Annotated in this window: 11 protein-coding genes; 10 read left to right on the top strand and 1 reads right to left on the bottom strand. The window is 36.5% G+C overall.

Annotation, left to right across the window (positions count from 1 at the left end):
• From IKV95_RS05720 to IKV95_RS05705, 4 genes are all read left to right on the top strand, one after another.
• Positions 1-447, top strand: a 447-nt coding sequence (locus IKV95_RS05720; protein ID WP_287451495.1) for a GNAT family N-acetyltransferase, incomplete at its 5' end; no start/stop codon positions are given.
• A gap of 2 nt (positions 448-449) precedes the next feature.
• On the top strand, positions 450-1442 hold the full coding sequence (locus tag IKV95_RS05715; RefSeq protein WP_069131448.1) for an acrylyl-CoA reductase family protein: 993 nt from the start codon (positions 450-452) through the stop codon (positions 1440-1442).
• Between the two features lie 114 nt (positions 1443-1556).
• On the top strand, positions 1557-1958 hold the full coding sequence (locus IKV95_RS05710) for a DUF2871 domain-containing protein (RefSeq protein ID WP_069120773.1): 402 nt from the start codon (positions 1557-1559) through the stop codon (positions 1956-1958).
• Positions 1959-2124: 166 nt separating this feature from the next.
• Positions 2125-2604, top strand: a complete 480-nt coding sequence (locus tag IKV95_RS05705; protein WP_119946039.1) for a tetratricopeptide repeat protein — start codon at positions 2125-2127, stop codon at positions 2602-2604.
• Positions 2605-2691: 87 nt separating this feature from the next.
• Here IKV95_RS05705 and IKV95_RS05700 read toward each other — a convergent pair whose 3' ends face one another.
• Complete coding sequence (locus IKV95_RS05700) at positions 2692-3660, bottom strand: quinone oxidoreductase family protein (protein WP_029091402.1); 969 nt, start codon at positions 3658-3660, stop codon at positions 2692-2694.
• A 126-nt stretch (positions 3661-3786) separates the two neighbouring features.
• Between IKV95_RS05700 and IKV95_RS05695 the strand changes: the two genes are divergently transcribed.
• From IKV95_RS05695 to IKV95_RS05670, 6 genes are all read left to right on the top strand, one after another.
• Positions 3787-4764: a ring-cleaving dioxygenase gene (locus tag IKV95_RS05695; RefSeq protein ID WP_069131456.1), complete on the top strand. Its 978-nt coding sequence runs from the start codon at positions 3787-3789 to the stop codon at positions 4762-4764.
• Between the two features lie 97 nt (positions 4765-4861).
• Positions 4862-5293, top strand: a complete 432-nt coding sequence (locus IKV95_RS05690) for a MarR family winged helix-turn-helix transcriptional regulator (RefSeq protein WP_069120779.1) — start codon at positions 4862-4864, stop codon at positions 5291-5293.
• Positions 5294-5376: 83 nt separating this feature from the next.
• Positions 5377-6315, top strand: coding sequence for a VOC family protein (locus IKV95_RS05685; protein ID WP_069120780.1), 939 nt, complete (start codon positions 5377-5379; stop codon positions 6313-6315).
• 12 nt (positions 6316-6327) lie between these two features.
• Positions 6328-7383 carry an LLM class flavin-dependent oxidoreductase gene (locus IKV95_RS05680; protein ID WP_029091406.1) on the top strand — a complete coding sequence of 352 codons (1056 nt, stop codon included), beginning with the start codon at positions 6328-6330 and terminating at the stop codon, positions 7381-7383.
• Between the two features lie 12 nt (positions 7384-7395).
• Complete coding sequence (locus IKV95_RS05675) at positions 7396-7962, top strand: NADPH-dependent FMN reductase (protein WP_069126392.1); 567 nt, start codon at positions 7396-7398, stop codon at positions 7960-7962.
• A gap of 182 nt (positions 7963-8144) precedes the next feature.
• A partial coding sequence (locus tag IKV95_RS05670) for an MFS transporter (RefSeq protein ID WP_287451494.1) occupies positions 8145-8767 on the top strand: 623 nt, incomplete at its 3' end.

Here is an 8767-nt window from a genome sequence, read left to right as displayed (position 1 = left end):
GCTTATCAATTACTAGAAGAACATCAGCGGTTTACTGAATTGCCGACCGTTTGTGTGCAAAAGACAAAGGACGATAGTCAACGTTTTTCTGTCTTAACAATCAGTGATGAACAGCTTGTTACTTTTTTTAGTTTGTCAGTTGGAGACGCAGTCCAAATTTATACAGAAAATTCGAATGCTATTCTTTTGCGTTCTTTTTCTACCGATTCAAATTATCAGGGAAGAGGGTACGCCAAACAGTCATTGATGGCATTACCATTCTACCTTGAAAAGCACTTTCCGAACATTACTGAAATTATATTACTGGTTAATTGTCTGAACCATCCAGCAATCAAATTATATCAAGCGTGCGGTTTTAAAGATACAACGCAACGTATTAGGGGTATAAAAGGTGAGCAAATGGTTTATAGTCGTAAGATGGTACATAAAATTGAAGGAGGCAGCTAAACATGACAGAAAAATTCAAAGCACTTATCGTTGATAAGCAAGCAGATTCTTTTAAAGTAGGTATTGAGGAAATTACTTTTGCAGACTTACCAGTAGAAGATGTGCTTGTTAAGGTGGCCTATTCAAGCATTAATTATAAAGATGCCTTAGCAACGATTCCGAATGGTAATATTGTGAAAGAATATCCGTTTATTCCAGGTGTAGATATTGCTGGAACAGTCGTCTCATCAAAAAATGCCGCGTTTAAAGCAGGAGATGAAGTCATCGCATTGGGTTATGGAATTGGTGTTTCTCATTTCGGTGGTTACAGTGAATATGCCTCGTTACCTGCTGAATGGGTGATACCGTTACCGAAAGGGTTAACCATGAAAGAAGCGATGATTTATGGCACAGCTGGGTTTACTGCTGCACTATCGATTGATCGTTTAGAAGCTAACGGTTTGAAACCAGAACAAGGAGAAGTACTGGTTACAGGTGCAACAGGCGGCGTGGGAAGTATGGCAGTCGCTTTACTAGCAGATAAAGGTTACAATGTCGTCGCTAGTTCTGGTAAAGCACAACAAACAGCGTTCCTTCAAAAAATTGGAGCAAGCTCAGTCGTTTCGCGTGAAGCGGTTTATGATGGGAAGATAAAAGCCTTAGGCACACAAAAATGGGCGGGCGCAGTTGATACAGTTGGTGGAGAAGTATTAGCCTCGCTTTTGAGTCAAATCAAGTATGGTGGCAGTGTAGCAGCAAGTGGATTAACAGCAGGAACTGCCGTGCCAACGATGGTTTTCCCCTTCATTTTACGGGGGATTAATCTATTGGGAATTGATTCAGTTGAATTTCCAAGTACAGACCGTCGCGCTTTGTGGCAACGTTTAGCGACTGATTTAAAACCACAAAATTTGGAACAGTTGATTGATGAAGAAATTAGATTAGAAGATTTACCAACAGTATTGCCAACCTTATTAAAAGGGCAAGCAGTTGGACGGTACCTTGTGAAACTGTGAACATTTTAGGACAAATTGAAAGAGCGGTTGTAAAACGAAGTGATAACGACTAATATCAATGGTGTAACACTCTTCATACCTTATCTACAAATAAGCTTTAAAAAGGAGAGAACCATGAGAAAATTGTTAATGACGTCATTCGTTTATTGTTTATTAGGCCTGGCTTCAGGTGTGTATTATCGTGAGTTCACGAAGTACAATGATTTTACTGGGGATACGCAGTTAAGCGTTATCCATACACATTTACTAATGTTGGGAATGTTTATGTTTTTGATTGTTTTAGTATTGGAAAAAAACTTTCAAATTATGAGCAGCAAGAATTTTAAGTTGTTTTATTATCTTTATAATGCTGGTTTGATTGTGACAGTCACTTTGTTTGTGATTAAAGGCAGTATTACGGTTTTAGGTGGAACAACAGGGAGTGCTTTAGCTGGTATGGCAGGTTTAGGGCATATCTTGCTAACAGTGGGGCTCGTGTATTTATTTATTATTTTATTTGAGAAAATTAAAAAGTAATACTGAGTCATCTAGCCACGAATAAATTGGAAACAAGCATGTTGACGTTTTTGTCAGCGTGCTTTTTTATTTGTGGGTATTTATTAATTTTAATATAATTAGGATGTTGGATATCATATAATTGCAACGAGTCAATGTCTCACAACAAAAAAAGGAGTTGAATTTAGTGAAAGAAAGATTACAAGCGGCACTGGACTTACGTTATAAAAATAATGAAAAATCGAATGAAATGCTTGTGGAATTAGTGAAAAAATTTCCAACTGATTCAGTGATTAATTATCAATGTGCTTGGAGTTTTGACCTTCTAAGTAATGAGGTAGCAGCGATTCCTTTGTATGAAAAAGCAATCATGTTAGGTTTGAAGGCGGATGCATTAGAAGATGCGTTAATTGGTTTAGGAAGTTCTTATCGTTCGATCGGGAAATATGATAAAGCGTTGCTGACTTTTGAAACAGCAATCGAAAAATTTCCAACTAATTTAGTTTTTCAGACATTTAAGAGCATGACTCTTTATAATTTAAATGACAGCAAACAAGCTGTTGAGGAGCTACTGAAAATATTAGTGAAATCAACCAATGATGAACATATAAAAAAATACAGTAAAGCATTACTTAACTATGCTGCTGATTTAAATAAGATTGGATAAGTAGCTTGTGATAAAGCGGCACTATAAAAAAACGATTGAGAGAAACACAAGGTTGTGTTCTTACAATCGTTTTTTTTATTTTATGCTTTATGGATGAAGTAATAACTTACCAGTGCTTTGACGACTTTCTAAAAAGCGATGTGCATCAGCTCCATTTTCTAATGCAAAGACTGTGGGTTCAGGTGTTTTAATATGTCCTTCTAGTAACCAATTGAAAAGACGGTTGGCTCTTTCTTGACGAGCCGTTGGGGTCGTTAACACGTTCCACAAATCACCACCGGTTAATGTTTTGGATGTATCCATTAACATACGAGGGTCAATTGGTTCTGGATCACCACCTGCCATGCCATAAAAAACAACAGTTCCAGCAATACGAGTTGCCTCAAAACTAGACATTAAAGTAGCTCCGACAGATTCATAGACAACAGAAACCCCTTTATTCGCAGTGAAATCAAGTGTTTGAGCTACCCACTCATCCTTATAGAGGAAAACAGCGTCTGCACCGATGTTTGAAACTATCGCTGCTTTTTCTAGGGAAGAAGTTAAGCCAATAACAGTAGCGCCTTTCATTTTAGCAATTTGAACTAAATTCTGTCCAACACCGCCTGCTGCGGCATGAACTAACACAGTATCATTATTCTTTATACTATAGCTATCTTCTGTTAAATATTGAGCAGTTAATCCTTGTAGTAGCATGCTTGCAGCTGTATCAAATGAAATGCCTTCAGGTAAGGGAATTGCTTTAGAAATAGGGACAGCAACGTATTCTGCATTTGCATAAGGCACATCAGCAAAGCCGATACGATCTCCAATCGTAATGTGCGAGACATCTTTTCCTATAGCAGCCACGATTCCTGATCCTTCATACCCTAGAATAAAAGGGGGTTGTCCAGCTAAATGATAGTTTCCTTTGCGTCGATACACATCTGCATAGTTTACGCCGATACTTTTCATTTCTAATAAAATTTCATCAGATTTAAGCAACGGTTGGGGTAAATTAGTGCGGTATTCTAAGACGTCAGCAGAACCAAATTTTTCAAAAATTAATGCATTCATAATAAAGCTCCAATCTACTCGTTTTTGTCAGTTTAACGGAATTTTATAAAATAGACAAATTTACTTGCTTTTTTATCACTTGAGTAGTAAAGTGATAGATATAGAAAGTACATAGGAGGAATGAAAATGAACGGATTAATTGGGATTCATCATGTAACAGCTATTACAAGCAGTGCCGAAAAAAACTACGATTTTTTTACAAATGTATTAGGAATGCGTTTGGTTAAAAAAACAGTGAATCAAGATGATATCCAAACCTATCATTTGTTTTTTGCAGATGATAAAGGAAATGCGGGGACAGATATGACGTTCTTTGATTTCCCAGGTATTCCAAAAGGTGAACATGGTACAAACGAAATTTCAAAAACGTCTTTTCGTGTTCCAACAAATGCCTCATTAGAATATTGGTTAGAGCGTTTTGAGAGATTGAATGTTACACACGAATCAATCATCGAACGTTTTGGTGTACGTACGTTATCATTTATTGATTTTGACGACCAACACTATCAGTTGATTTCTGATGAACATAATACGGGTGTTGCTGCAGGCACGCCATGGCAAGCAGGTCCGATTCCATTGGAGCATGCAATTACAGGCTTAGGTCCGATTTTTATTCGCACAGCCCATTTTGATTATATGAAAGAAGTATTAGAAAAAGTATTTAACTTCAAAGAAAAAGCAGTATCTGATTTTGATCACCTCTTTGAAGTGGGTGAAGGAGGAAATGGTGCTCAAGTAATTATTGAGGACAATCCATTGTTACCACAAGCACGCCAAGGTTATGGTAGTGTGCATCATGTGGCATTCCGTGTGGAGAATCGTGAAGTTTTAGAAGAGTGGATCAATCATATTCAATCATATGGTTTAAACACATCAGGCTATGTTAATCGACATTTCTTCGAATCGTTGTACTCACAAGTCGCACCACAAATATTATTTGAATTAGCTACAGATGGTCCTGGCTTTATGGGGGATGAACCTTATGAGACACTCGGTGAAAAATTATCATTACCTCCATTCCTCGAACCAAAACGAACAACAATCGAAAAAAGTGTTCGTCCGATTAATACAGTTCGTAGCACAATTAACTACACAAAAGAGTAGTTAATATTCAGTGTTAATTAAACGGATGAGTTGCAATATTAGCCTAGGGAGAGTAAAGTTAGACGAGAGAAATAAATTATGTCAAGGAGCGCAATCAATGGAAAAAAACACATTAGGATCATTAATTTGGTTACGCATAATCCGCTTTACAAATATTAGTAATCAACTCTCTAATGAATTTTTAAAAGAATTCGGGCTAACAACTGCACAATTTGATGTACTTGTACAAATACAAGTATATAAATCAATTACACAGATGGAACTGGCAGAGAAAGCAACTGTAACTCAGGGTGGTATTTCAAGGATGTTAACGCGATTGGAAAAAGAAGGTTATATTAATCGTACACAGGATTGGAAAACAAAATACATCACTCTAACAGAAAGTGGCGAAGCAATCGTTAATAAGGCAATGCCGCATCAATTGAAATTTCAAACTTCATTTTTTGAAGACGCATTGACAGAATCAGAGCAAAAAACATTGTATCAGTTAATGACAAAAGTTCATAAGAACAGTTTAAAAAAACAATAAACATAGGAAGGGCAGCTCTTTATTTGAAGCGAGCCCTTCTTTTCAGAAAGTCAATTGACTAGTCAATTAAAAGGAGGGTTTATATGTCATTAGTAAAAGGTCATCACCATGTATCGATGTTTACAAAAGATGCACGAATGAATAAACAATTTTATACAGAAGTGTTAGGGTTAAGATTAGTGAAAAAAACAGTAAATCAAGATAACCCAAGTATGTATCATCTTTTTTATGGTGATACGACAGGCAGTGTGGGAACTGAACTTTCTTTTTTTGAATTACCTCGTGCAGGGCATACAACAAAAGGTAGCAATAGTATTAGCCGCATAGGTTTGCGAGTGCCATCAATCGAGAGTTTAACCTTTTGGCAAAGGCGTTTTAATTCCAAAAATGTGATTCATGATTCCATTACAACATATGCTGGGTATCCAGCATTGCCGTTTGAGGATCCTGAAGGTTTGGAATTGGTATTATTGGTTGATGAAAACACAACAATACCATCTAGCTGGCACTATTGGCAGCACTCTCCCATTGCTGAAAAACACTCTATTATGGGAATTCACATCATCGAAACTCAAGTGAAACGAGCCGAGCGATTTGGAAAAATGCTCACGGAAGTTTTTGAATATGAAGAAAAAATGAGTGATGAAGAAGGCATACTTTACAAAAATAAAGCACATGGTGGTAGTAACATCATCGTCAAAAAAAATGAAGGTTCCGTGCAAAAACCTGGCAAAGGAAGCATCCATCACTTTGCTTTAGCTGTAGAGAGCAAGGAAGAGTTAGTCCTAATTGAACAACGTGTTCAGCAAAGAGGTTATCATTCATCGGGTATTGTGAATCGTTATTACTTTGAGAGCCTTTATTTTAGGGAACTAAATGGTATTTTAATTGAAGTCGCAACGATGGGACCTGGTTTTTTAATCGATAGTAAAGAAGAGCAATTGGGAGAAAAACTAGATTTACCTCCGTTTTTAGAAGAGCGTAGAGCAGAAATAGAAGCAGGGTTATCCCCTTTAAATTAAGGAGTGAATAAAATGGAAAAATACCGGATAGATACAACAAAAGGAATGGAATTTGGATTATACTCAATTGGTGATTTAGTACCTAATCCACATACAGGCACTGCAATTCCTGCACAACAGCGCATTCAAGAACTTGTTAAAACAAGCCAATTAGCTGAAAAAGCAGGTCTAGATGTTTTTGCTGTTGGTGAAAGTCATGAAGCATATTTTACAACACAAGCGCATACTGTGATTTTAGGAGCAATTGCTCAAGCAACAGAACGGATTAAAATTGCCAGCTCTGCTTCCGTTATTAGCACCGCGGACCCGGTAAGACTTTACGAAGATTTTGCAACGATCGATTTACTATCAAATGGGCGTGCAGAAATTGTTGCAGGGCGTGGTTCTCGTATTGGTGCTTATAGCTTACTTGGGTATGATGTGCAGGATTATGAAGAGTTATTTGAAGAAAAATTAGAGTTATTATTGCAGCTTAATCGTGAAGAACGCGTTATTTGGGAAGGGCAGTTTCGTGCACCTTTAAACAATGCGACAATATTACCACAACCTTTAAATGGTAATTTGCCGATTTGGCGTGCTGTTGGTGGACCGCCTGCCAGTGCAATTAAAGCGGGTCGAGCAGGTGTACCGATGATGCTTACAACTTTAGGTGGCCCTGCATCGAATTTTAAGATTGCAGTAGACGCTTATCGTGAAGCTGCAACTGCCAATGGCCATGATTCAAAGGCATTGCCAATAGCAACAACGAGTCTATTTTATGTTGCAGAAAATTCTCAGGATGCATTACGTGAATATTACCCTCATTTGAACATGGGGATGCAAGCAATTCGTGGCGGTGGTTATCCAAAACAACAATTTGCACAAGCGATAGATAAAAGAGATGCTTTGATGGTAGGGAGCCCTCAACAAATTATTGAAAAAATGCTTTATCAATATGAATTATTCGGACAACAACGTTTTATGGCACAAATTGATTTTGGTGGCGTTCCAATGGACAAAATTGAAAAAAACATTGAATTAATTGCGACAGAAATTATGCCAGCCATTAAAAAATACACAAAAAAATAAGGTGGAGATTACATGCATATTGTTGGATTATCCGGTTCAAATGTAGGATCTAAAACACGCACAGCAATGAGTGTAACCATGGATTTTTTAACGAAAAAACACCCCGATGCTGAAGTGACAATGATTGATTTAGCAAATTATGAAATGGTTTTTAGTGATGGTCGTGATTATCGTACCTACACAGGTGATACTAAATATATTGCTGAGACTATTATGGCAGCTGATGCAATTATAATAGGAACACCTATTTTTCAGGCATCGATTCCTGCAATTCTAAAAAATATTTTTGATTTATTACCCGTTAATGCCTTCCGTGACAAAGTTGTGAGTATGTTTGTTACAGCAGGTTCTGCAAAACATTATTTAATTGTCGAACATCAACTCAAACCAATCTTAACTTATATGAAAGCACAAGTAGTTGAAACTTATGTTTTTATGGAAGAAAAAGATTTTTCACGTAATGAATTGATTAATGATGATAGTGTTTTTCGTTTAGAGCGGTTAGTTGACGATACTTATACAATGGTTAATGTGTTAGAGAAAATTAGAATTGAAAAAGACGAAGCGTATGATTTTTAATCCGTTTTAAAAACATCTTTTATCACTAAAAGGTGTTTTTTTATATTGACAAAAAGTTGAAAAAGAGTGATACTATAATTGTGTTAGTTTCACTAACTAACTATTATTAAAGTTAAGGTTAGTGATATTTTTTTAATAGATAGTTCGAGACGATAGATTAGAAATAGAAAGGCAGATTATAAATGGAAAAAGAGAAATTATTTACAAAAGATTTTATCACAACATCAGTCGTTAACTTCGTGTTAACATTGTCGATGTATTTGTTACTTGTTGTAATGGCAACTTATGCGATTGAAACACATGCAGCATCTGCAAGTATGGCTGGTTTTGTTGCAAGTATTTTTATTATTGGTTCATTATGCGGTCGTTTATTTGCGGGTCGTTTAATTACGAAACTAGGGACTAAAAAAATGTTAATCATCGGTACTATTTTATTTTTGATTATGACGTTATGTTATTTTATACCGAGCAACCTGTTACTTTTAATGGCCATTCGCTTGATTCATGGGATTGGTTTTGGGATTGCAACAACAGCAACCGGAACAATCGTTTCACAAGTTATGCCGGCTAGTCGTGGAGGAGAAGGTATCGGTTATTTTAGTTTAAGTACTGTTCTTTCAACTGCAATTGGTCCGTTAATTGGTATTTATTTAATGAGAACACAGGGGTTCGAGAGTATTTTTGTATTTTCATTTATTATAGGTGTTGTGAGTCTGTTACTTACATTATTTATTAAACCACCTTATATCATTTCACATGTACAACAAACGGGTTTTAAATGGAGTCAGTATTTTGAAGTGCGTTC

The sequence above is a fragment of the Brochothrix sp. genome, from assembly GCF_017549435.1.
Classification (GTDB): domain Bacteria; phylum Bacillota; class Bacilli; order Lactobacillales; family Listeriaceae; genus Brochothrix; species Brochothrix thermosphacta.
This window is presented reverse-complemented; position numbering and strand designations above follow the sequence as displayed.

Excerpts from the sequence above, each read along its gene's own strand:
- IKV95_RS05700 (WP_029091402.1), bottom strand. The coding sequence starts at position 3,660 with ATGAATGCATTAATTTTTGAAAAATTTGGTTCTGCTGACGTCTTAGAA.
- IKV95_RS05695 (WP_069131456.1), top strand. The coding sequence starts at position 3,787 with ATGAACGGATTAATTGGGATTCATCATGTAACAGCTATTACAAGCAGT.
- IKV95_RS05690 (WP_069120779.1), top strand. The coding sequence starts at position 4,862 with ATGGAAAAAAACACATTAGGATCATTAATTTGGTTACGCATAATCCGC.
- IKV95_RS05685 (WP_069120780.1), top strand. The coding sequence starts at position 5,377 with ATGTCATTAGTAAAAGGTCATCACCATGTATCGATGTTTACAAAAGAT.
- IKV95_RS05715 (WP_069131448.1), top strand. The coding sequence starts at position 450 with ATGACAGAAAAATTCAAAGCACTTATCGTTGATAAGCAAGCAGATTCT.
- IKV95_RS05710 (WP_069120773.1), top strand. The coding sequence starts at position 1,557 with ATGAGAAAATTGTTAATGACGTCATTCGTTTATTGTTTATTAGGCCTG.
- IKV95_RS05675 (WP_069126392.1), top strand. The coding sequence starts at position 7,396 with ATGCATATTGTTGGATTATCCGGTTCAAATGTAGGATCTAAAACACGC.
- IKV95_RS05680 (WP_029091406.1), top strand. The coding sequence starts at position 6,328 with ATGGAAAAATACCGGATAGATACAACAAAAGGAATGGAATTTGGATTA.